We start from the raw sequence: 21,112 nt of genomic DNA on the forward strand, positions 1-21,112 counted from the left end.
GCGTTCCTCCGGGGTGATCGTCTGGTCCGACGCTAGGTGCGTGCGGCGCCGCTGGACAAGAGGGCACCGGCGCCCTTGGCCGGTTGTTCCCGCTGCTCCCGCGCGCCGCGGGGGCCGTGCTCGCCCGGCGCGGGGCGCGGCGGGTCCGCGGAGCGGCGGGCGGTGTCCGCGCTGCCCGGCAGGCGGAGCGCGGCCAGCGCGCCGAGCAGCAGTAGTCCGGCGCTGACGAGGAGCGTGACGTGCAGGCCGTGCACGAAGGCGCTGCGGGCGGCGGCCCTCAGGGCCTCCCCCGCCACGCCGTCGAGCCGCTCGGCGACGCCGTACGCCTCGCCGAGCGAGTGTCCGGCGTCCCTGCTCGCCGCGGACGGCACGCCGGGGAGGTCCCGTACGCCCGGGGCATAGGCGGCGTTCATCACGCTGCCCAGCAGGGCTATGCCGACGCCCGCGCCGAGCTGGTACGCCGTCTCTCCCACCGCCGCGGCCCCGCCCGCACGGTCCGCGGGCGCCTCGCTGAGCATCGACTCGTAGCAGCCGAACAGCGTCGTCTCGAGGCCGAAGCCGAGGAGGACGAACGCGCCGACGAGCAGCACGGGCCGGTCGTCCTGGCCGACGACCGCGACCAGGCAGAGCACCGCGAGCGCCGTCACCCCGAAGCCGAGCGCGACCATCAGCCGGGGGCCCATCAGGCGCAGCATGCGGGCGCCGACCAGCCCGGCGGCGATCGCGGCGACGGAGAGCGGCAGCAGCCGCAGCCCGGTCTCCAGCGGCGACAGGCCGAGCACGAGCTGGAGGTACTGCGCGGCGAGGAGCGCCAGCCCGACCAGGGCCAGGACGGTGAGCACGATGCAGCCCAGCGACGTCCCGAACGCGGGGCGGGCGAGCGCCTTCATGTCGATCAGCGGGTGCGCGTGCCGGCGCTGCCTGCGGACGAACGCCGCCAGCAGCCCCGCACCGGCGAGCAGCGGGAGCAGGGTGCCCGGGGCCAGCGGCGCGCCGTCCCCGGCCTGCTTCACGCCGAGGATCACGCCGAACAGGCCGGCGGCGGCGAGCAGGGCGCCGAGCACGTCCCAGGGCCCGTTCCCCGAACCGGTCGACTCGGGCAGGAGCCGGCGGCCGACGGGCAGGCTGACCGCCATCAGCGGAATGTTGATCAGGAAGACCGCGCCCCACCAGAAGTGCTCCAGCAGGAGACCTCCGAAGAGCGGGCCGAGCGCGGCCCCCACCGCGGCCACGGCGCTCCAGACGCCGACGGCCAGCGCGCGTTCCCTCCGGTCGGTGAAGACCTGCCGGAGGATGGACAGCGTGGCCGGCATGATCATCGCTCCGCCGACACCGAGCAGCGCCCGGGCTCCGATGAGCGTCTCCGGGGTGTGCGCGTACGCGGCGAGTGCGGAGGCGAGCGCGAAGATGCCGTAGCCGAGCAGCAGCACCCGCCGCCGGCCGGTGCGGTCGCCGAGGGTGCCGAAGAGGATGAGCAGCGACGCGCAGACCAGCGGGTAGGCGTCGACGATCCAGAGCAGCTGTGTCGAGGTCGGCTGCAGGTCCTGGGACACGGCGGGGACGGCGACGTGCAGGACGGTGGCGTCGACGGAGACCAGCAGCAGGCTGGCGCAGAGGACCACGAGGACGGTCCAGCGTCCGGCCCCGCGGTCGCCTGCGGGGGGTGGAGCAGCGGACCTCTGTGCGGGGACTTCCGCCGTCTCGCGTGCCACGGGAGTGTTCCCGGGCATGTACGCACCTCCTCCTGCACTCGCCGCCGTCGGCCACCGCGGGGAATGCCGGGCGCGGCGGGGTTGTCGCCCGGCTCGGTGCTTCGGGCACGAGTGGGCGACAGCGTACGCGAGTCCGCGGCCGGTTCCCGTGGCGCCTGTCACGTACACGGGCCGACCGCGCAGGTCCGCCGTGTGCGGAGGGGACCGCGGGGGTACCCGTGGTGGTCGCACGACCGCCCGCCGTGCGCACGCCCGGTGAACGGACGGGCGGACGCGCACGGGAATTCCGCATTAAGCGACGGTTAACGCCGTCCCGCCCTTCCGGGAACTCCTTATGCGGCGACCCGGCGGTGGAATGCGAGTCGACCGAGGGAATTGAGCGGCGAAATGCGAGGGATAAGACCGGGAACGAGACGAACTCCACATCACATCGGCATCACAAAGGCGCGGACACGCGCGTTCGCCTCACCGACGCGTTGTAACGTCGACTGGGTGCGTACCGACCGATTGCTCGCCAGGCTCGAGCAGGAGCCCGAGCGGCCCAGCAACCCCGCCCCGCGGATGAGCGGGACCCGCAAGGTCCTGTTCGCCGCGACGGGAGTCGTGTACGCACTCATCGTGGCCGCCGTCCTGCTGACCACCGAACTGGTGCGCTGGGACTGGCAGCTGATGCTCCTGAGGCCCTACAAGCAGTGGCCGGAGTTCCACGCCTTCCTCGACTACTTCGTCGTCCTGGGCCAGCGCGGACCGACGGCCGTGCTGGTGGCGGCCTGGCTGGGCTGGCGCTCCTGGCGCCAGCGCACCCTCCGCCCGCTGCTGGTGCTGGCCTCCGCGCTGCTGGTCCTCAACGTGTCGGTCGGCGCGGTGAAGATCGGCCTGGGCCGCCTCGGCCCGCACTACGCCACGCAGGTCGGCTCGGCCGAGCTCTTCGCCGGCGGCGACATATTCCCCTCCGGGCACACCGCGAACGCGGTCGTGACCTGGGGCATCCTGGCGTATCTGGCGACCACCCCGCGCGCCCGGCGGGTGCTGTCCGTGGTGGCTGCCGTGTTCGCCCTCGGAGTGGGGGCCACCACCGTCTACCTCGGTACGCACTGGCTGAGCGACGTGCTGCTGGGCTGGGTGGCCGGCCTGATCATCCTCCTGGGCCTGCCGTGGTGCGAGCCGTCGATCGCCCGGGTGGAGGCGAAGATCTACGCCTACCGCGAGCGCCTGCGGCCCGTCGGCCGGGCCCGGCCGTTCCCGGTCCCGGTGACCCCGGTGGCCGGCCCGCCGGCCGTCGCCCGCGCGGGGCACGGTGACGGGCAGCACGCCGGGGCGCACGCCGAGCCGACGGGCGCCGGGCGCGCCGCCGCCGTACGGGGCCACACCACGGGGCGGGCCCACCCCGCCCGCGGGGACCGCCCGTCCGCGACGCGTACCGCGACGCTGGGGCCGCGGGGACGCTGAGGTACGGCGCCTCCGCCGCCCCGGCCCGCGGGGCGTGCCCACCGGGCCGGGGCGGCTGTCAGCCCTTCCAGGAGCGCACCACGGTGCCGTCCCGGACGGCGAGGTTCAGCCGCCCGGAGAGGAACTCCATGGTGATGATCGCGTCCGGGGCGAGGGTGCGGACGGTGGACCAGCCCTGCTCGCGCGCCCGCCGTTCGGCGTCGTCGGCGGCGAGCCCCACGTAGCGCTCGGGGTCGTCCTGCGAGGAGTCGGGATCTGCGGATTCGGGTGCCATGGCCGCCACCGTACGGCGCGGCGGCTCGGGCGCGGAAGTCCGGGCCGTATCCGCGGGGCGTCACACTTGTGTCACAACGTGGAACACTCGCGTGGCGTTATCCGTTCACCCGTTCGCGTCATGCGACGGTGAACGGTCGACGGGGTGGGAATTCCCTCCCCTCACCGTCGTGGGACGCCTCCGGGAATTGCACGGGAGGGCCCGATTTTCGGTCTTCTGTTCTCCTGCGGCCACAGAGGTATTCACCCGTTTCCGGCGGATGTCGGCACGCCCGGAATTCTCCCGCACCCGTCCGGAGGGCGGGTCACGGCTCGCCCAGCGCGCGCCCCAGCCGGTCCCGGAGGGAACGCAGGTGGGCGGCCAGCTCCACGGGCTCGCGGACCTCGAAGTCGATGCCGAGCATCACCAGGTGCACGGCCATGAGGTCCAGCGAGTGCGCACCGGTGCGCAGCAGGCAGCTGTGCTCGTCCACGCCCTCCAGGGTGCCCGTGGACAGCGAGACGCGTTCCGCCGCCTCCTCCACCGGGGCGTGCAGCAGTACGGTGGCCTGCTCGGCGTACACCCTCCTCGAGACGCCCTCCGAGACCCAGGCGGCCAGGTCCTCCGCGGGCGGGGTGCGCGGGGTGAATCCCGGGCCGTGCGGCGGCTTCGGTGTGAGGCGGTCGGCCCGGTAGGTGCGCCAGTCCGCACGGTCCCGGTCCCAGCCCACCAGGTACCAGCGGCGCGCGGTGCTCACCAGCCGGTACGGCTCCACGACGCGGCGCGACTCCTCCCCGTCGTGCGCCCGGTAGGAGAACCGCAGCACCTGGTGGTCCCGGCAGGCGTGGGCGAGTTCGGTGATGGTGGCGGGATCGACGGCGGGCCCGCGAGCGGGGCGCGCCATCGGCACGGTGTAGGCGGTCAGCGCCCCGACCCTGCGGCGCAGCCGGTGCGGCAGCACCTGCTCCAGCTTGGCCAGCGCGCGGCCGGAGGACTCGTCGATGCCGCGGACGCCGAGCTGCGCGGCGGCCTGGAGGCCGACGGCCACGGCGACCGCCTCGTCGTCGTCCAGCAGCAGCGGGGGCAGCTCGGCGCCCGCGCCCAGCCGGTAGCCGCCGGACGTGCCGGTCGAGGAGTGCACGGGGTAGCCCAGACCACGGAGCTTGTCCACGTCCCGGCGCACCGTGCGCGGGGTGACGCCGAGGCGCGCGGCGAGATCCGCGCCCGACCACTCCCGGTGGGTCTGGAGCAGGGACAGCAGACGCAGCAGGCGTGCGGAGGTCTCCACCATGCGGAGGAGTCTGCCAGGCATGGCGGACGGTTCCGGTCCTCAAGGTGGTGGGCCACCCTACGCGGCTCGACGGCACCCGGCAGCCCGCTGCCACAAGGTGCACTCGATCCGGCGAACCCGGCGTCCCGCACGTGACCGCCGGAGTGACGCGCCGGTTGGCCGGGCGGACAGTCATCCGCGAGAAGCCAGGAGTCCCCGTGCCCCCCATGCTCGACGTCAGCGACGCCGTACGCGCCGAGATCGGCGACGAAGAAGCCGGCCGGCTGCTGGCCGGGGAGAACGCCCCGGGCAGCTACGACTGCACCTCGTGCCGTACCCCCGGCGACACCGGCCGGGAGCCCACCAGCACCGTGCTCTTCGTGGGCGACGAGACGGCCGTGCTCGCCTTCGCGCACTCCGCCTGCGTGCCGTCCCAGGTGGTGCGGGTGTCGGAGGAACAGCTCCAGGGCGCCGTGGCCACCATCACCGGCGGGCACAACCCGGCGGCGGGAGCCGACGCGGGCACGCTCGGCGGCGCCCCGCGCCAGGCCGTGCTCGGAGTCACCTGCGGGCAGGTGCTGATCGGCGACACGCTGCACCCCGCGATCGTGGTGGAGCCCACCGGTCCGATCGCCCGGCCGGGCACCGACGGTCCCGGCGACGACTTCCTGCCGATGCTGATCGAGGAGGGCTTCAAGCCCGTCGCGGACGTGGACACCGCTCCGGGCACGGTGGACGGCTGGTCCGTGCTGATGGCCGTCGGCCAGCTGCACGGCATCCTCCAGCCGCCGCCGGAGGGCACCACGCAGCCCACCTCCTGGTGGCAGGCCCACCAGCCGCTGGACGTCACCGAGGGCTGGCGCACCGCCGCGAACAAGAACCACACGGTGCTGGTGTACGCCTCCCCGCACGGCACCATCGGGCAGCAGCCGCGTGAGGACCTGCTGCGCGACGCGCTGGAGAAGTCGGCCCGGCGCGGCACGCTGGTGGCCGCGGCGATGCCGCTCGCCGGAACGTCCTGAGGCACCGCGGCCGCCCGGGACCGCCCTGTGGCGGCCGCTCCTCTCCCCCGCTCCATCCCATCGATCAGGTCATTCGCCGCCCGGCCCCGCATCCGCCGGGCGGCGGTGTCGTTTGGACAGTCGTGCAGCCCTACGAATCCAGCAGCGACCCCGCCCCGCGCCACTCTCACGTCCCCGCCATGCGGCCTCCGCACGGAGTCTCCGGCGCGCCCGGCACGTCCGTCGGCTCCGTGTACCCGGCGTACCCGCGCTCGGCGACGCCCATCTACGACGCGCTCTACGCCGAGTACCAGCGGCTCTTCCGGGCGCTGCCCGGCGACCGGACGGGTGAGGAGGAGATGCGCTTCGAGCGGTTCGAACGCGTCGGGCGTCTCGACTCCCTGCGGCCGCTCGACGGCGGTCCGTGGGGCGGGCAGCCCACCACGCGGCGCCCCGCCCGCGCGGCACTGCCCCCCGCGCCGCGCGACGGCCACGGGTACGGGCTGTAGCACCCGCCCGGCCACGGTGGCACCGCAGCGGGGCCGGAACACGCCTGTTCCCGGCCCCTGCGGTGCGCCGTCACGTTCCCCCGTACCCCGGCGGCCCCGGGGGCCGCTCACCCCCCGTGCGTCACTTCTTCCTGCCGCGCTTCTCCCGCACCCGTACGGACAGGTGGATCGGCGTGCCCTCGAAGCCGAACTGCTCGCGCAGCCTGCGCTCGACGAACCGCCGGTAGCCGGCCTCCAGGAAGCCGGAGGCGAAGAGGACGAAGCGGGGCGGGCGGGTGCCCGCCTGGGTGCCGAAGAGGATGCGCGGCTGCTTGCCGCCGCGTACCGGATGCGGGTGGGAGGCGACGATCTCGCCGAGGAAGGCGTTGAGGCGTCCGGTCGGGACGCGCGTCTCCCAGCCGTCCAGCGCCGTCTCGATCGCCGGGACGAGCTTCTCCATGTGCCGTCCGGTGCGCGCCGAGACGTTGACCCGGGGCGCCCACTGCACCTGTCCGAGATCCCGCTCGATCTCGCGCTCGAGGTAGAAGCGGCGCTCCTCGTCCAGGGTGTCCCACTTGTTGTACGCCAGCACCAGCGCGCGGCCCGCGTCCACCGCCATGCTGATGATGCGCAGATCCTGCACGCTGATCGATTCGCTGACGTCGACGAGGACGACGGCGACCTCCGCCTTCTCGAGCGCGGCGGCTGTGCGCAGCGAGGCGTAGTAGTCGGCGCCCTCCTGGAGGTGGACGCGGCGGCGGATGCCGGCGGTGTCCACGAACTTCCACGTCACGCCGCCGAGTTCGATCAGTTCGTCGACGGGGTCGCGGGTGGTGCCGGCCGTGTCGTCGACGACGACCCGGTTCTCCCCCGCCACCTTGTTCAGCAGCGAGGACTTGCCGACGTTGGGGCGGCCGATGAGGGCGATGCGGCGCGGGCCGCCGAGTCCGCCCCCGAAGGTCTGCTGCGGGGCGTCGGGCAGCACCTTCAGCACCTCGTCCAGCATGTCGCCGGTGCCCCGGCCGTGCAGCGCGGACACCGGGTGCGGCTCGCCCAGGCCCAGTGACCAGAGGTACGCGGCGTCGGCCTCGCCGGACGGACCGTCGACCTTGTTGGCGCACAGCACCACCGGCTTGCCCGCCCGGCGCAGCAGCTTGACGACGGCCTCGTCGGTGTCGGTGGCGCCGACCACGGCGTCCACGACGAACACCACGGCGTCGGCCGCCTCGACGGCGAACTCGGCCTGCGCCGCCACGGAGGCGTCGATGCCGAGCACGTCCTGCTCCCAGCCGCCGGTGTCGACGACCTTGAAGCGGCGGCCCGACCACTCGGCCTCGTAGGTCACCCGGTCGCGGGTGACGCCCGGCCGGTCCTCGACGACCGCTTCGCGGCGGCCGATGATGCGGTTCACCAGGGTCGACTTGCCGACGTTGGGGCGGCCGATGACGGCGAGTACGGGGAGCGGGCCGTGACCCGCCTCGCCGAGTGCGCCTTCGACCTCGTCGAGGTCGAAGCCCTCCTCGGCGGCGAGTTCCATGAACTCCGTGTACTCGGCGTCGCCGAGTTCGCCGTGGTCGTGACCGTCGCCGGTCGCGTGCTGCTCGTTCATGCCGTCGTGGTCCTCGTTCACTGTGCTCGTTTCCCGTTCGGGTGGATGCTGCGGCGGCCGGTCAGCGCCCGGGCTTCGGCCAGGTGCTCGGTCAGCCGCTGCTGGATGCGTACGGTCGCGGCGTCCAGGGCCGCGCGCGTACGCCGGCCCGAGCCGTCCCCGGCGTCGAAGGGCTCGCCGAAGACCACGTCCACCCGGCCGCGCAGCGGCGGCAGCGCGCCGACGACGCGGCTGCGCCGCTCGGCGCTCCCCAGTACCGCGACCGGTACGACGGGGGCGCCGGAACGCAGCGCGAAGTACGAGAGGCCGCCGCGCAGCGAGGCGAAGTCCCCCTCGCCGCGCGTGCCTTCGGGAAATATCCCCAGCACTCCGCCCTGCGCGAGGACGCCCAGGGCGTCGGTCGTGGCGGCCCGGTCGGCCGCGTGCCGGTCGACACCGATCTGCCCGATGGAGCGCAGGAACGGGCCCAGCGGGCCGACGAACGCCTCCTTCTTGATCAGGAAGTGCACCGGGCGCGGCGAGGTGCCGAGCAGCAGCGGGCCGTCGATGTTGTGGCTGTGGTTGACGGCGAGGATCGCGGGCCCGGTCGCGGGGACGCGCCAGGCGCCCAGCACGCGCGGCTGCCACAGGCCGTGCATCAGACCGATGGCGATCCCGCGGCCGACGGCGGCGCCGCGCGGCCCGGGACCGTCCGGTCCGGGACCGGTACCGCTCACCGCGCCTGCTGCTTGTCTTCGACGAGGGTGACCACGCACTCGATGACCTGCTCCAGGGTGAGGTCCGTGGTGTCGACCTCGACCGCGTCGTCGGCCTTCTTCAGCGGGGACGTCTTGCGGCTGGAGTCGGCGGTGTCCCGCTGGAGCAGCGCCGCCCGGGTCGCGGCCAGGTCTGTGGCCTCCGCTCCCTTCAGCTCGCCGCTGCGGCGGGCCGCGCGCGCCTCGGGGGAGGCGGTGAGGAAGACCTTCAGGTCGGCGTCGGGGAGCACGGTGGTGCCGATGTCACGGCCCTCGACGACGATGCCGCCCGGCGCCTCGGTCGCGATGGCCCGCTGCAGCGCGGTGATCCGCTCCCGCACCTCGGGGACGGCGCTGACCGCGCTGACCGCCGCGGTGACCTCCTTGGTCCGGATCGGGCCGCTCGCGTCGGCGCCGTCCGCGGTGATCGTGGGAGCGGCCGGGTCGGTGCCGGAGACGATGTCCGGACGTCCGGCGGCGGCTGCGACGGCGGCCGGGTCGTCGACGTCCGTACCGTGGCTGAGCATCCACCAGGTGAGGGCCCGGTACTGCGCCCCGGTGTCGAGGTAGCGCAGCCCGAGCTTGGCGGCGACCGCCTTGGAGGTGCTGGACTTGCCGGTGCCGGAGGGACCGTCGATGGCGACGATGACGGGGGCCGGGGCGGTTTGCACGGTGAAGTGGACCTTTCTCGGGCACCGGGTTCGGATCACGCGGGGCGGGGCGCACGGTGCTGCGCTGGGGCCCCGCACAAGGCTACCGGCTCCCGGACGGCCGCCGTCCCGGGAGGGCGGCCGTACCGGAGGGCGCCCCCGGCAGGGCGCGCAGGCGGGCGGGCTACTGCGTGCGCAGCGCCCAGCCGCGTTCCCTGAGGGCCGCGGTGAGGACGGCGACGGCCGCGGGGTCGACCATCAGCTGGACGTGGCCGGCCTGCTGCCCCGTGGCGTGCTCGATGCGCACGTCCTCGATGTTGACGCCCGCGGCGCCGGCGTCCGCGAAGATCCGCGCCAGCTCGCCCGGCCGGTCGCTGATCAGCACCGCCACCGTCTCGTAGGCGGCGGGTGCCTGGCCGTGCTTGCCCGGGACGCGGGACCGGCCGGCGTTGCCGCGCCGCAGCACGTCCTCGATGCCGAGCGCCCCGCTGCCGCGCTTGGCCTGGTCGTGGGAGTCCAGCGACCGCAGCGCGGACACCGTCTCCGCGAGGTCCGCGGCGACCTCGGCGAGGATGTCGGCGACCGGGCCGGGGTTGGCGGAGAGGATGTCGATCCACATCCGCGGGTCGGAGGCGGCGATCCGCGTCACGTCGCGGATCCCCTGGCCGCACAGGCGTACGGCGGTCTCGTCCGCGCTCTCCAGCCGTGCCGCGACCATGCTGGACAGCAGTTGCGGGGTGTGCGAGACCAGCGCGACGGCACGGTCGTGCGCGTCGGCGTCCATCAGCACCGGCACCGCCCGGCACAGGGCGACCAGCTCCAGCGCGAGGTTGAGCACCTCGGTCTCGGTCTCCCGCGTCGGGGTGAGCACCCAGGGCCTGCCCTCGAACAGGTCGGCGGTGGCGGCCAGCGGACCGGACTGCTCCCGCCCCGACATCGGGTGCGTCCCCAGGTAGCTGGTCAGGTCGCCGCCGGCCGCGGTCAGCTCGCGTCGCGGTCCGCCCTTGACGCTGCCCACGTCCAGGTAGGCGCGGGCCAGGCCGGCCCGCTGCGCCTCGGCCACGGTGGCCGCCAGGTGGGCCGGGGGCACCGCGACGACGGCGAGGTCGACGGGGGCCTCCGGCTCCGCCGCGGTACCGGCGCCCAGCGCGGCCGCGGTCCGCGCCCGCTCGGGGTCGGCGTCCCGCAGGTACACCCGCACACCGCGTGCCGCGAGCGCGAGGGCCGCGGAGGTGCCGATGAGACCGGAGCCGATGACGAGGGCGGTGCGCATGGCGTACAGCCTACGGACCGGCCGGGACCCCCGCCCGCGTCGTCCGCCCCTCGGGCCTCGGGCCCCTCCGGCCATGGGTGTCGGCCCTGCGATGATGACGCGATGACCGGCCTCCCGCGCTCCGTACCCGCCCCGGATCCGCACACGCTGGTCCGCGCGCACACGGTGTACTCCTGCGTGATGGGCTCCCGGGCCTTCGGCCTGGACACCGCGGCAAGCGACACCGACCGGCGCGGGGTGTTCGTCGCTCCCTCCGAACTCTTCTGGCGGTTCGACAAGCCGCCGACGCACGTGGACGGCCCGGCGGAGGAGCAGTTCTCCTGGGAGCTGGAGCGGTTCTGCACGCTGGGGCTGCGTGCCAACCCCACGGTGCTGGAGTGCCTGCACTCGCCGCTGGTGGAGTACGCGGACGGCACGGGCCGGGAACTGCTCGGCCTGCGGGGCGCGTTCCTCTCCCGGCACGCCCACCGCACCTTCACCGGCTACGTGGACGGGCAGCACCGCAAGATCGAGGCCCGGGTGCGCCGGGGTGCGCCGCCGGGCAAGCCCGCCATGCACCTGCTGCGGCTCCAGCTCGCCCTGCTGGATCTGCTCCGCACGGGCACGCTCACGCTCGACGTGGGCGAGCACCGCGACGAGCTGCTGGCGATCCGGCACGACGAGACCCCGTGGGCGCAGGTCGAGAAGCGGCTCCGGACGCTGCGGGCGGCGTCGGAGGCGGCCGCCGCGCGGACGCCGCTGCCCGCCGAGCCGGACGTGCGCCGGATCGAGGACTTCCTCGTCCGCGTCCGCCGTACCTCGGCCTCGGCACCGGCCTCGGCGCCGGACTCGGACTCGGGGTCGGGGTCGGGGTCGGGCCGGAGTCCGTCCTAGGCGTCGCCGAGCCGGGCGCGGACGACGAGGTCGTGCAGCGCGTCCCGGGCCGAGGGCTGATCCGGCAGGGCGGAGGCGGTCTGGGCCTCGTCCAGGACGCCGTGCAGCGCGGCGATCTCCTCGGCCGTCGCGTCCGCACCGGCCAGGCCCTCGGCCGTGCCGTGCTCGGCATGCGCCTTGGCCTCGATCAGCCCGGCCAGCCGGCCCGGTGCCTCCGGGACCGCGTCCGCGAGCTCCCGCAGGTCGGCGACGACCTTGCCGCTGCGCATCAGGTGGATGCCGGTGAGCAGCACCCGGTAGGTGTACAGCAGCGGTTTCAGCTCGCGGTTCTTCTCGTGCAGCCGCCACTGGGTGCGGGCGAAGCCGCGGTAGTGGTGGGCGTGGTGCCGGGTGAGCACGCCCGGCGCCAGCGCGACCAGTTCGGCGTGCACGTCGGTGGTGTGCACGACCAGCGGGGAGAGCAGTTGCTCCAGCACGTAGCCGTTGCGGCGCAGCAGCAGCCTCGCGAACTTCCGCAGGTCGTGGGTGACCAGGTCCATCTCGACGCCGTCGTGGAACCACATCCGCGACCGGGTCTCGTCCGGTTCGCGCAAGCCGACGAGGTCGGCGGCGGGCAGCAGGTGCACACCGCGCAGGTCCACGTCGGAGTCGCGGGAGGGGAAGCCGTAGAGGTGGGCGCCGGAGACGGTGGCGAACAGCAGCGGGTGGCCGTCCCGCTGCTGCTCGACCAGGACGGGGGCGAGGTCCGGCAGCCCGGTGAGGGTCAGAGGCCGACCTCGTTCATCAGCATGCCGACCTCGGTGTTGGTCATGCGGCGCAGCCATCCGGACTTCTGGTCGCCCAGTGCGATGGGCCCGAAACGGGTGCGTACCAGCTTCTCCACCGGGAAGCCCGACTCGGCGAGCATGCGGCGCACGATGTGCTTGCGGCCCTCGTGCAGGGAGACCTCGACCAGGTAGTTCTTGCCGGTGTTCTCCACGACCCTGAAGTGGTCGGCCTTGGCGTAGCCGTCCTCCAGCCGGATGCCGTCCTTGAGACGCTTGCCCAGGTCGCGCGGGAGCGGGCCCTGGATCGCGGCCAGGTAGGTCTTCCGCACCCCGTAGCGGGGGTGGGTGAGGCGGTGGGACAGCTCACCGTGGTTGGTGAGCAGGATCAGGCCCTCGGTCTCGGTGTCCAGGCGGCCGACGTGGAAGAGCCGGGTCTCGCGGTTCTGCACGTAGTCGCCGAGGCACTGGCGGCCGTCCGGGTCCTCCATGGCGGAGACCACACCGGCCGGCTTGTTGAGCGCGAAGAACAGGTGCGACTGAGTGGCGATGGTGAGGCCGTCGACCTTGATCTCGTCCTTGTCGGCGTCGACCCGGAGGCCCTGCTCGACGACGATCTTGCCGTTGACCTCGACGCGAGCCTGCTCGATCAGGTCCTCGCAGGCCCGGCGGGAGCCCATGCCCGCGCGGGCGAGGACCTTCTGCAGCCGCTCGCCGTCCACCTCACCGAACGTCTTCGGCAGCTTGACCTGCGGCTTGCTGTGACGGGCGCGGTTGCGCTCCTCGATCTGCGCCTCGTACTCGCGCGGACGCGCCGGGGCGGACGCGCGGCGGTTGCGCGTCTTGGGGGCGCCACTGCGGGTGGTGCTCTTCGGTGCCGCTCCACTGCCCCCGGCCTTGCCGCCGGCGCCTGAGCCGGCCTTCCCGCCCGCGGGGCGGCCCTTGGCTCCGGAGGCGCCCTTGCTTCCCGGAGCGCCCTTGCCGCCGGGCGTGCTCCTGCCCGATCCGGCGCCGCCGGTGTCGTAGCGGCGCTCCTCGGGACGCGGCTTGCCCGTCCGCTGCTGCTTCTCGTCCCTCTTGTTCCCCGCGCCTCGCTGGTTACGGTCGCCGCCGGGGTTCCTGCCGCTGCTTCGCATCAATGTTCCGTCGTCGTCTGGGTGTCGCCGCTGTCGTCTACGTCGAACGACGGCATCCCCTCCTGGGTGTCCCCCTCGACCGCGTCCGCCTCCGGGAGGAAGGGCGCGAGTTCCGGTAGCTCGTCCAGGCCGCGCAGGCCCATCCGCTCCAGGAAGTAGTGCGTCGTCCTGTACAGGATCGCACCTGTCTCGGGTTCCGTGCCCCCCTCCTCCAGCAGACCGCGCTGGAGGAGCGTGCGCATCACGCCGTCGCAGTTCACGCCGCGCACGGCGGATACCCGCGAACGGCTGACCGGCTGACGGTACGCGACGACGGCCAGGGTCTCCAGCGCGGCCTGGGTGAGCCGGGCCTGCTGGCCGTCGAGCACGAACCGCTCCACGGCGTCGGCGTACTCGGGGCGGGTGTAGAAACGCCAGCCCCCGGCGACGAACCGCAGGTCGAAGCCGCGACGCTGGACGGCGTACTCGTCGACGAGCTCGCGCAGCGCGTCGGCGACGGCGCGGCGCGGGCGGTCCAGCACCTTGGCGAGATGCTCCTCGGTCGCGGGCTCGTCGACGACCATCAGCACCGCTTCCAGCGCGGGCTTGAGCTCGAGTTCGGCGACGCGGTCGCCGCCCACGGGCGCCGTCCCGTCCGTCGTCTCCGGGACGGCGGGCACGTCCTGTTCGAGGACGTCGTAGGTCTCCTCGCTCATGGCTGGGGCTCCTTCTCGGGCTCGGGCGGCTGCTCGGGCATCTGCTCGGGCGGCGTCCCGGGCTGCGGCTGCGGTCCCTGGTCGAACTCGTCGGTGACCAGCGGACGGCCGGTCGCCGCCCCGCCGGTCCACCGCACGATCAGGTCGCCGAGCGCCTCGGGCTGGTCGAGGGCCACGGCGCGTTCGCGGTACAGCTCCAGGAGGGCGAGGAAGCGGGCGACGACGGTGAGCGTGTCCGGCGCGTCGGCGACCAGGTCCCTGAACCTCGCCTCGCCGAACTCCCGCAGCCGGGCCACGACCACCTCGGCCTGTTCCCGGACGCTGACCAGCGGGGCGTGGATGTGCTCCACGTACACCTGCGGCTTGGGCTTGGGCTGCATGGCCTTGACCGCCAGCCTGGCGAACCCCTCGGGCCCGATGGTGAGCGCGACCTCGGGCAGCAGTTCGGCGTGGTGGGGCTCCAGACCGACCGTGCGCGGATGGCGGCGCGCCTCGGCCGCGAACCGGTCGGCGAAGATGTCGGCGACCCGCTTGTACGCGCGGTACTGGAGGAGCCGCGCGAAGAGCAGGTCACGGGCCTCGAGCAGCGCGAGGTCCCCCTCGTCCTCCACCTCGGCAGCGGGGAGCAGCCGCGCCGCCTTGAGATCGAGCAGGGTGGCGGCGACGACCAGGAACTCGGTGGTCTGGTCGAGATCCCAGTCCGGGCCCATGGCGTGGATGTGGGCCATGAACTCGTCGGTGACCCGGGACAGCGCCACCTCGGTGACGTCCATCTTGTGCTTGGAGATCAGCTGGAGGAGCAGGTCGAACGGCCCCTCGAAGTTGTCCAGCCGGACCGTGAACCGGCCGTCGTCGACGGCCTCCGCGCGCTCCTCCTCGTCCGCGTTCCGGGTCTCCGTGGCGGAAATCCCCGTGATCTCCGTGATCTCCGTCGTGTCCGTCTCCGCGGCGTCCGTCTCCGCCGGAGGCGGAGGGGAGGACGAGACGGCTCCCGCGGCGTGGTCGTCGCCGTCGCCGGACGTCTCCGCGGCGGGCCGTACCGTGTCGTCGCGCGGCGGTTCCGGCTCCTCGTCGGGCAGGTGGACGGCATCGGTCGCCGTCGCCTCCTGCAGCGCACCTGGCGCAGAGGCGGGCTCAGGCCCCGGCTCCGGGTCCGGCGCGGGACGCGGAGCGGCGGCGGCCTCGGACGCATCCGCCGTTCCGTCGGCCGCCACGTGCGGGCGTGCGGAGGGTGCGCCGGGGCCGCGGCCGAGGGGGCGGCGGGAGGCCCGGGCGGGCGGCTCGTGGTCGTCAGGTGTGGGCATGTGCGGGGCAGCGTACTGGGCGCGACCGGTGGCGGGCGGCCGGTGTCACCCCGTTGGACCTGCGTTTCCCCGGAGCGGCGTGCTCATCGGCCGCGGAGGCGGCGGACCAGGATGCTGGCGTCGCCCCGGGACTCCAGGTCGGCGAGGACGACGGCCACCGCCTCCCGGACGATACGGCCGCGGTCGACGGCGAGTCCGTGTTCGCCGCGGAGGACGAGCCGGGCGTGCTCCAGGTCCATCAGTTCCTCGGCGGAGACGTAGACCGTGATCTTCTCGTCGTGGCGTTCCCGCCCGCTGGGGCGCCGTGCGGCCCGGCTGCGGCGCGGAGTGGGCGCTCCGTCGGGCTGGCGGTTCTTGCCCGCGGCGGGGCGGTTCGGCCCTCCCGCTCCGGTGCTTCCGGGCGCGCCGCCCGCGGCGGTGGCGGTCGGCCCGCCGCCGGGCGCGGTGCCGTTGACACCGGAGCCCGAACGGCCGTTCGCGCCACCGGAGTTCTGGCCGGGGACGGCACCGCGCGCCGGCCGGTCCGTGCTGCGCGTGCCGTGCTCGGCGGGCCCGGCGTCCGCGGCGCGCCCGGTGGTGGGCCGATCGCCCGCGCGGTCGCCGGGCGAGCCGGCCGACGGCGCGTCGTCCGCCGCCGGGGCGTGCTCACCGCCGGGCGCCGGGACGCGCGGGGCGCCGCCGGGCTGCGGCGGGGTGGAGGGCTGGACCGCGGATCCCCCTGTGGTACGGAACAGTTCGTCGGCTGCCGGCAGACTCACTCGGCGTGGCACCGGGCGAGCACCTCCCTGGCGAGCTGGCGGTAGGCGGCGGCACCGACGGAGTTGGACGCGTAGGTGGTGATCGGTTCGCCCGCGACGGTGGTCTCCGGGAAGCGGACGGTACGGCCGATCACCGTGTGGTACACGCTGTCGTCGAACGCCTCGACGACCCGCGCGAGGACCTCGCGGCTGTGCACGGTGCGGGAGTCGTACATGGTGGCCAGGATGCCGTCCAGATTCAGCTCCGGATTGAGCCGCTCCTGCACCTTCTCGATGGTCTCGGTCAGCAGCGCCACACCGCGCAGGGCGAAGAACTCGCATTCCAGCGGCACTATCACCTTGTGCGCGGCGGTCAGCGCGTTGACGGTGAGGAGACCGAGCGAGGGCTGGCAGTCGATGACGATGAAGTCGTAGTCGGGCAGCAGCGGGGCGAGGGCGCGCTGGAGCGTCGACTCGCGGGCCACCTCGCTGACGAGCTGCACCTCGGCGGCCGAGAGGTCGATGTTGCTCGGCAGCAGGTCCATCCCGGCGACCGCCGTCTTGAGCAGCACCTCGTCGGGCGACATGCCCCGCTCCATGAGCAGGTTGTAGACCGTCAGGTCGAGTTCCATCGGGTTGACACCCAGCCCGACGGACAGCGCACCCTGCGGGTCGAAGTCCACGAGCAGCACGCGGCGTCCGTACTCGGCGAGCGCGGCGCCCAGGTTGATGGTCGAGGTGGTCTTGCCCACCCCGCCCTTCTGGTTGCACATCGCGATGATCTTCGCCGGCCCGTGCTCGTTGACCGGGCCGGGGATCGGGAAGTACGGCAGCGGACGGCCGGTGGGGCCGATGCGCTCGCGGCGCTGGCGGGCCGCGTCGGGCGCGAGGGTGGCCGCGTACTCGGGGTCCGGCTCGAACTCGGCGTCGGGGTCGTAGAAGTGACCTTCCGGCAGGTCCGGGGCGTTGTGGTCGTAGTCGGCGAAGCGGTCGCCGGATGCGTGGTCCGTGCCGTCGCCGGCCGAGGCGTTCACGTGGTGACCGTCCATGCTCTGGTGGGCTGTCGAGTGCGGCTGGGTGCCCTGGCGGGCGGCGAAGGTGCGAACGGCGACGGAGCCGACAGCCTCTGGCCCCGTGGCGCCCCGTCCCGCTACCGACGCTCCCGGCTGACCACCCCCGGGAGTGAATGTCGACTCGTTCACAAGTCGTTCTACCTCCTAGGCGACCAGGAAACTTCTGGACAAGGTCAGCGTGCACCCTGCCGACGACTGGTGACTCTATGGCGTGTCGGCCTCCCGCAGCAACACAAACCGTCGGACACGGTGCGATCCGTCGGCATGTGAACGTCCCGCTGTCAAGGGCGTCACGGCTCCGCGCGCGAGGTTTCCGGGAGGTGCGTAACGGCCAAACAGCACAGTTCCGCGCGAGTCGACCCGCTCGGCGGCCGGTCGTGCGACCGGTGGGCGCCCGCAGGTCGCACGACCGGCCGGGCCCCGAGGGTCGGAGCCCGGCCGGTGACGCGGCGTCGGTGACGTTGACGACGGACGTTGACCCGTCGTCGTGCAGGTCGACTTGTCAGCCGAGCAGCGTGGCGAGGTCCACGGTGGAGGACAGGCCGTGCGCCTCCGCGACGGGACCGTAGACGACCTGACCCTCGTGCGTGTTGAGGCCCTTCGCCAGAGCGGCGTCCCGGCGCAGGGCGTCCCGCCAGCCGCGGTTCGCGAGCTCGACGATGTAGGGCAGCGTCGCGTTGGTGAGCGCGTAGGTCGAGGTGTTGGGCACCGCGCCGGGCATGTTGGCGACGCAGTAGAAGACCGAGTCGTGCACCTGGAAGGTGGGCTCGGCGTGGGTGGTGGGGCGGGAGTCCTCGAAGCAGCCGCCCTGGTCGATCGCGATGTCGACAAGGACACTTCCCGGCTTCATGCGGGAGACCAGCTCGTTGGTGACCAGCTTCGGGGCCTTCGCGCCCGGGATCAGCACGGCGCCGATGACCAGGTCGGCCTGGAGGACGGCCTGTTCGAGGGAGAGCGCGTTCGAGGCGACCGTCTGCACCTTGGTGCCGAAGATGCGGTCGGCTTCGCGCAGCTTGTTCACGTCCTTGTCCAGGAGCGTGACGTGGAAGCCCATGCCGACGGCGATCTGGGTGGCGTTCCAGCCGGAGACGCCGCCGCCGATGACGACCGCGCGGCCCGCGGGGGTGCCCGGAACGCCGCCCGGCAGCACGCCGCGGCCGCCGGCCGAGCGCATCAGGTGGTAGGCGCCGACCTGCGGGGCGATCCGGCCGGCCACCTCGGACATCGGGGCGAGCAGCGGCAGCGCCCGGGTCGCGGTCTCGACGGTCTCGTACGCGATCGCGGTGGTGCCGGACTGGAGCAGCGCGTCCGTGCAGTCGCGGGAGGCGGCGAGGTGCAGGTAGGTGAAGAGCGTCTGGTCCTTGCGGAGCCGGTGGTACTCCTCGGCGATCGGCTCCTTGACCTTCAGGAGCAGGTCGGCGGTGGCCCACACGTCGTCGGCGGTGGCCAGGATGGTGGCGCCGGCGGCGGTGTACTCGTCGTCCGCGATGGAGGAGCCGAGGCCGGCTCCGAGCTCCACGTAGACCTGGTGGCCGTTGCGCACGAGTTCGTTGACGCCGGCCGGGGTGATGGCCACTCGGAACTCGTTGTTCTTGACCTCGCGGGGGATGCCGACCTTCACGTCGATCACGGTCCTTGCTTCGGGGATGCAGGAGAAGGGCCGGGCCCGTTTCCTGTCATCTCAGCATAGAGGGGTGCATGCCGGATGCAGGCGGAACGGCCACAGCGCAGCCAGTCTAATGAAGGATGCCGCACTGTCTAGCCTTGCAATGGGTCAATCTTTTCCGATCCTGCTATTGATTTCGCAGGTCGGCACCGGGGGTGACACGGCTGCCACCTTGGGTCCACCACGCGCCCCCGCACGCCCTCGCCGCTACCGCTCGGTAAGGTCGCGCAGCTCCTCGCCCGCGGCACGGTGCCGCGCGGCGGCGGCCGGGTCGCCCGCCGCGTCGCACACGTCGGCCAGGCGCATCCGCAGGTCCGCCTGGAGCAGCGGGTCGCGGGCGCGACGCGCCTCGGCGAGCGCCTCCCGGCAGCTGCGCAGCGCCTCGTCGGGCCGGCCCCGCTGCTGCTGGAGGCGGCCGACTTCGCCGAGCGCGCGGCCGCGGCCTGCCGGATCGCGCAGCCTGCGGTGCAGGGCGGCGGCCGCACGCCACGTGCGCAGGGCCTCTCCGGTGTCGCCGTTCCGCGCCTGGGCGTCGGCGACCAGGCCGTGCAGGCGGGCGACCTCGTGCGGGTCGCCGGCGGACTCGCGCAGGGAGAGCGCGCGGCCGTACCAGTCGGCGGCGCGCGCCCAGTCCCCGAGCCGTCCGTGGGTGTCGCCCAGGCGCTCCGGGATCACCGTGGCGGCGACGCCGTCCCGGCAGGCCCGGGCGGCGTCCAGGGCCCGCCGGTAGCGGTCGGCGGCGACGGCGAGGCGTCCGGCGGCGGCGTCCATGTCGGCGAGGGCGAGGAGGGCGGCGGCGCGATCGGGCTCCAGGGCGCGGCGTTCGGCGACCTGGAGGGCCAGTTCCTGGAGACGGTAGACCTCGGGTGCGGCCTCCTCGGGGGTGCGGTGCGCGGCGAAGCAACGGCCCAGGGCGTGCACCAGGCGGCGGAGCAGGGTGTCGAGATCGCCGGCGCCTTCGGCGACGGCGAAGCGGGCCGCGGCGAGGAGCGCGGGCCGCCGCAGCTCCAGCCAGTCGCGGGCTTCGCGAGCGCTGTCGAAACGCAGCGGGCGCGGCATCCCGGCGAGTTTCGTCCGGGCGGGCGACCCGGGCGGCTCGGTGACGGCGCGGCAGGCGTGCAGCCGCCGTACGGTGCGCTCCAGCATGCGAGCACGGGCGAGCATCACCTCGGCCGGGCGTTCGCGGGCGTCCAGTTCGGCCCGCAGCAGCGGGTCGAGGCAACCGGGGACCGTCCAGCAGCCGGGCGCGGCGTGGTGCAGCAGGCCGAGGGCGTGGAGCCGGTGCAGCGTCTCCTCGGCGGTCTCCGGCGAACAGCCGGTGAGGGCGGAGGCGTGCTGCGCGTCGACGAATCCGGCGGGCGCCACGGCGAGGAAGCGCAGCAGCCGGGCGGCGGGCGCCGGAAGGGAGCCGGCGACCAGGTGGAAGGCGCGAGCCAGGAAGTCGGGGGTGCGGGTGCCGGGGGTTCCGAGGGTGCCGCCGGTGTCCGGACGGCCGTCCGGGGTGCCGAGGAGCTGGGCGGTGGCGTCGGAGACGGAGAGCTTGGGGCGTGCTGCGAGCCAGCCGCCGACCATGCGCAGGGCCGCAGGGAGGTCGCCGCAGGCCTCGGCGAGCGATTCGGCGCGCCGCGGGTCCACGGTGAGCCGGGGCGAGGTGCCGGCGCGGCTGCGCAGCAGTTCGACGGCGGCGGCCCGGTCGAGTCCGCCCATCGCGCAGGGGCGGATGTCGGGGACGCCGGTCAGGGGACCCGAGGCGACGGCGACCACGAGGCAGTCGCGGTTCTCGGGGACGAGTTCGCCGAGCTGCTCGGCGGCGGCCACGTCGTCGCAGAAGAGGAGGACCCGGCGCCGTGCGAGTTCGGCGCGGAGCACGGCGGTGAGGTCGTCGGGGTCGGCGCCGGGAGGTGCACCCCCGGCGCCCAGCGCGGTCAGCAGGTCGCGTGCGGTGCGTTCGGTCGGCACGGGCATGCCGCCGGGGTCGGTGAGCCGGGCCCGGAGCACGCCGTCGGGGTAGCGTCCGGCGACCTCGCGGACGAATTCCTCCGCCAGCGTGGTGCGCCCGGAACCGGGCCGCCCGGCGACGAGCAGCACCCGGCTGTGCGGGGCGGGGCGGCCGGCGAGGGTGCCGAGTCCGGCGGACTCCAGATCGGTGCGGAGCCGCCGCAGTTCCCGGTCCCGTCCGACGAAGGAGCATCCTCCGTCGGGGCGGCCGCCCGCCTTCGGCGTGCCGTGCCGCACCGCCTGCTCCGTCACGGGTCATGCTCCCGTCCGCCTGCGCCTGTGGGGGCACCCTCCGCGCCGGGGGTGCGGGGGCGTACGACCCGCCGCGCGGGGCGGGCGGGGACCCGTCGAGCGTAGTTCACCGTGCGCGTCCGGGAAGGACGCGCACGGCGGGCGGACGGCCCGGCGGTTCCCGAGGATCACTGCA

At 74.1% G+C, this 21,112-nt stretch carries 19 protein-coding genes; 4 read left to right on the forward strand and 15 right to left on the reverse strand.

The features are described 5' to 3' along the window. Positions 1-32 precede the first annotated feature (32 nt). Positions 33-1,730 (reverse strand): MFS transporter, encoded by a 1,698-nt coding sequence (locus tag K304_RS27305; protein ID WP_078528524.1) that lies wholly within the window; start codon positions 1,728-1,730, stop codon positions 33-35. A gap of 474 nt (positions 1,731-2,204) precedes the next feature. Here K304_RS27305 and K304_RS27310 point away from each other — a divergent pair, with 474 nt between their 5' ends. Continuing rightward, entirely contained in the window at positions 2,205-3,161 is a 957-nt protein-coding gene (locus K304_RS27310; protein ID WP_078528527.1) for a phosphatase PAP2 family protein, read from the forward strand. Between the two features lie 58 nt (positions 3,162-3,219). Here K304_RS27310 and K304_RS0104830 read toward each other — a convergent pair whose 3' ends face one another. Together K304_RS0104830 and K304_RS0104835 are read right to left on the reverse strand one after the other, a co-directional pair. After that, complete coding sequence (locus K304_RS0104830) at positions 3,220-3,435, reverse strand: hypothetical protein (protein ID WP_027762824.1); 216 nt, start codon at positions 3,433-3,435, stop codon at positions 3,220-3,222. 304 nt (positions 3,436-3,739) lie between these two features. After that, the gene (locus K304_RS0104835) at positions 3,740-4,705 is read right to left on the reverse strand and encodes a helix-turn-helix transcriptional regulator (protein ID WP_027762825.1); all 966 of its coding nucleotides are present in this window, start codon (positions 4,703-4,705) and stop codon (positions 3,740-3,742) included. A 197-nt stretch (positions 4,706-4,902) separates the two neighbouring features. Between K304_RS0104835 and K304_RS0104840 the strand changes: the two genes are divergently transcribed. Both K304_RS0104840 and K304_RS27315 read left to right on the forward strand, forming a co-directional pair. Beyond that, a complete protein-coding gene (locus tag K304_RS0104840; protein ID WP_027762826.1) occupies positions 4,903-5,706 on the forward strand; it encodes a hypothetical protein in 804 nt (267 codons plus the stop codon). 179 nt (positions 5,707-5,885) lie between these two features. After that, a complete protein-coding gene (locus tag K304_RS27315; protein WP_078528560.1) occupies positions 5,886-6,194 on the forward strand; it encodes a hypothetical protein in 309 nt (102 codons plus the stop codon). Between the two features lie 121 nt (positions 6,195-6,315). Here the strand turns inward: K304_RS27315 and der are convergent, their stop codons facing one another. From der to K304_RS0104865, 4 genes are all read right to left on the reverse strand, one after another. Continuing rightward, positions 6,316-7,782 carry a ribosome biogenesis GTPase Der gene (gene der / locus K304_RS0104850; protein WP_027762827.1) on the reverse strand — a complete coding sequence of 489 codons (1,467 nt, stop codon included), beginning with the start codon at positions 7,780-7,782 and terminating at the stop codon, positions 6,316-6,318. A gap of 17 nt (positions 7,783-7,799) precedes the next feature. Then, a complete protein-coding gene (locus K304_RS27320) occupies positions 7,800-8,420 on the reverse strand; it encodes a lysophospholipid acyltransferase family protein (protein WP_078528566.1) in 621 nt (206 codons plus the stop codon). Positions 8,421-8,494: 74 nt separating this feature from the next. Continuing rightward, positions 8,495-9,187, reverse strand: coding sequence for a (d)CMP kinase (gene cmk, locus K304_RS0104860; RefSeq protein WP_027762828.1), 693 nt, complete (start codon positions 9,185-9,187; stop codon positions 8,495-8,497). Between the two features lie 163 nt (positions 9,188-9,350). After that, on the reverse strand, positions 9,351-10,439 hold the full coding sequence (locus tag K304_RS0104865; RefSeq protein WP_027762829.1) for a prephenate dehydrogenase: 1,089 nt from the start codon (positions 10,437-10,439) through the stop codon (positions 9,351-9,353). A 102-nt stretch (positions 10,440-10,541) separates the two neighbouring features. Between K304_RS0104865 and K304_RS27325 the strand changes: the two genes are divergently transcribed. Further along, positions 10,542-11,312 (forward strand): DNA polymerase beta superfamily protein, encoded by a 771-nt coding sequence (locus K304_RS27325; RefSeq protein ID WP_051307878.1) that lies wholly within the window; start codon positions 10,542-10,544, stop codon positions 11,310-11,312. Here the strand turns inward: K304_RS27325 and K304_RS0104875 are convergent. The 8 genes from K304_RS0104875 to K304_RS0104910 all read right to left on the reverse strand — a co-directional run bounded on the left by K304_RS0104875 (position 11,309) and on the right by K304_RS0104910 (position 20,937). Beyond that, positions 11,309-12,136 carry a DNA polymerase beta superfamily protein gene (locus K304_RS0104875; protein WP_078528530.1) on the reverse strand — a complete coding sequence of 276 codons (828 nt, stop codon included), beginning with the start codon at positions 12,134-12,136 and terminating at the stop codon, positions 11,309-11,311. The genes K304_RS27325 and K304_RS0104875 overlap by 4 nt on opposite strands. Continuing rightward, entirely contained in the window at positions 12,076-13,212 is a 1,137-nt protein-coding gene (locus K304_RS0104880; protein WP_027762831.1) for a pseudouridine synthase, read from the reverse strand. The genes K304_RS0104875 and K304_RS0104880 overlap by 61 nt, the downstream gene beginning before the upstream one ends. After that, on the reverse strand, positions 13,212-13,907 hold the full coding sequence (scpB, locus tag K304_RS0104885) for an SMC-Scp complex subunit ScpB (RefSeq protein WP_027762832.1): 696 nt from the start codon (positions 13,905-13,907) through the stop codon (positions 13,212-13,214). Before scpB ends, K304_RS0104880 begins: the two co-directional genes overlap by 1 nt. Then, entirely contained in the window at positions 13,904-15,211 is a 1,308-nt protein-coding gene (locus K304_RS27330; protein ID WP_037789236.1) for a segregation/condensation protein A, read from the reverse strand. The genes scpB and K304_RS27330 overlap by 4 nt, the downstream gene beginning before the upstream one ends. Positions 15,212-15,294: 83 nt before the next feature. Then, complete coding sequence (locus tag K304_RS0104895) at positions 15,295-15,969, reverse strand: hypothetical protein (protein WP_027762833.1); 675 nt, start codon at positions 15,967-15,969, stop codon at positions 15,295-15,297. Then, a complete protein-coding gene (locus K304_RS0104900) occupies positions 15,966-17,150 on the reverse strand; it encodes a ParA family protein (RefSeq protein ID WP_078528533.1) in 1,185 nt (394 codons plus the stop codon). Before K304_RS0104900 ends, K304_RS0104895 begins: the two co-directional genes overlap by 4 nt. Before the next feature lie 373 nt (positions 17,151-17,523). After that, a complete protein-coding gene (gene ald / locus K304_RS0104905; RefSeq protein ID WP_027762835.1) occupies positions 17,524-18,642 on the reverse strand; it encodes an alanine dehydrogenase in 1,119 nt (372 codons plus the stop codon). Between the two features lie 252 nt (positions 18,643-18,894). Continuing rightward, positions 18,895-20,937 (reverse strand): NB-ARC domain-containing protein, encoded by a 2,043-nt coding sequence (locus tag K304_RS0104910; RefSeq protein ID WP_027762836.1) that lies wholly within the window; start codon positions 20,935-20,937, stop codon positions 18,895-18,897. Between the last annotated feature and the right edge of the window lie 175 nt (positions 20,938-21,112).

The sequence above is a fragment of the Streptomyces sp. CNS606 genome (assembly GCF_000426325.1).

Excerpts from the sequence above, each read along its gene's own strand:
- K304_RS27305 (WP_078528524.1), bottom strand. The coding sequence starts at position 1,730 with ATGCCCGGGAACACTCCCGTGGCACGCGAGACGGCGGAAGTCCCCGCA.
- K304_RS0104830 (WP_027762824.1), bottom strand. The coding sequence starts at position 3,435 with ATGGCACCCGAATCCGCAGATCCCGACTCCTCGCAGGACGACCCCGAG.
- K304_RS0104835 (WP_027762825.1), bottom strand. The coding sequence starts at position 4,705 with ATGGTGGAGACCTCCGCACGCCTGCTGCGTCTGCTGTCCCTGCTCCAG.
- K304_RS27315 (WP_078528560.1), top strand. The coding sequence starts at position 5,886 with ATGCGGCCTCCGCACGGAGTCTCCGGCGCGCCCGGCACGTCCGTCGGC.
- der (WP_027762827.1), bottom strand. The coding sequence starts at position 7,782 with ATGAACGAGCAGCACGCGACCGGCGACGGTCACGACCACGGCGAACTC.
- K304_RS27320 (WP_078528566.1), bottom strand. The coding sequence starts at position 8,420 with ATGCACGGCCTGTGGCAGCCGCGCGTGCTGGGCGCCTGGCGCGTCCCC.
- K304_RS0104865 (WP_027762829.1), bottom strand. The coding sequence starts at position 10,439 with ATGCGCACCGCCCTCGTCATCGGCTCCGGTCTCATCGGCACCTCCGCG.
- K304_RS27325 (WP_051307878.1), top strand. The coding sequence starts at position 10,542 with ATGACCGGCCTCCCGCGCTCCGTACCCGCCCCGGATCCGCACACGCTG.
- K304_RS0104875 (WP_078528530.1), bottom strand. The coding sequence starts at position 12,136 with ATGGCTGCGCCGCATGACCAACACCGAGGTCGGCATGCTGATGAACGA.
- K304_RS0104880 (WP_027762831.1), bottom strand. The coding sequence starts at position 13,212 with ATGCGAAGCAGCGGCAGGAACCCCGGCGGCGACCGTAACCAGCGAGGC.
- scpB (WP_027762832.1), bottom strand. The coding sequence starts at position 13,907 with ATGAGCGAGGAGACCTACGACGTCCTCGAACAGGACGTGCCCGCCGTC.
- K304_RS27330 (WP_037789236.1), bottom strand. The coding sequence starts at position 15,211 with ATGCCCACACCTGACGACCACGAGCCGCCCGCCCGGGCCTCCCGCCGC.